This window comes from Treponema sp. UBA753 (genome assembly GCF_002297325.1).
Classification (GTDB): domain Bacteria; phylum Spirochaetota; class Spirochaetia; order Treponematales; family Treponemataceae; genus Treponema_D.
The window spans coordinates 10,324-11,092 of sequence record NZ_DBKJ01000024.1 but is presented as its reverse complement, the minus strand read 5'-3'; the positions used below and the strand labels follow the sequence as shown (position 1 = coordinate 11,092).

Annotated in this window: 1 protein-coding gene; it reads right to left on the bottom strand. The window is 49.8% G+C overall.

Annotated features, from left to right (window positions below; translation table 11 throughout):
* The coding region (locus B4C08_RS01525) for a phosphoadenosine phosphosulfate reductase family protein (protein ID WP_296662279.1) at nucleotides 1–769 on the bottom strand (769 nt) is incomplete at both ends.

Sequence of the window (769 nt, the reverse complement as noted above, 5' to 3'; positions counted from 1 at the left end):
CGCTCGTGCAGTTTGTGAATTTAAGTTTTACGTCGCCGGCGGCAGCAACTCCGTTTCCGCCCTGCCGGGCTTTCCATTTTCCTGAATCCACATATTCTTCCGCGTCGTGCTTTCCAATCTGCCGGGCAAAATCAACAAGGAAAGTCCGCCATTTTTCGCTCTGCTCGCTCATGTAAATGCGCGAAAGAAACTGCGCGCGAAGATTGTTGTTCGGGCAGCACCAGCAGCCTACTCTGTCGTAGCCAAGCCGGTAAGCGTCGTTGAAGTCAACTTTTTCCGAAAGAAGATAAAGCCACACGTCTAGGTCTTTCCATTCAAAAATCGGGCTTGCGACTGTCTGCTTCTGGATTTTTACGGTCTCGGTGTTTTCTGTAACGCGGCTGTACTTTGAGCGGCTCACGCTTTCGTTCCTGCGGATTCCGTAAAACGTTAGAATCTGCTTGTCGCCGAATTTTCGGTTCAATACGCGCGTAATCGGGCCGGTCTTGAACATTGAGCAGCACCATCTCATCATTCTTGCAGGCGGACCTATTTCCTTGCAGACTTCGTAAAAATTCTGATCGGTGTTCTGAGCAATTCTGAATTCAGCCATCGGGTGCGCCTTTCTGTAGCGTTCGGCATATTCGGTTGTGTAAGGAAATTCAAGCGTGGTGTTTCCAAAAAGATGAGTTATGTACGGATTTCCAAGCGCCTTTACCACAACATCCGCCGTCGCCGTGGAATCTTTTCCGCCACTGAACGAGACAATCATGCGGTTTTCTGAGCCTGC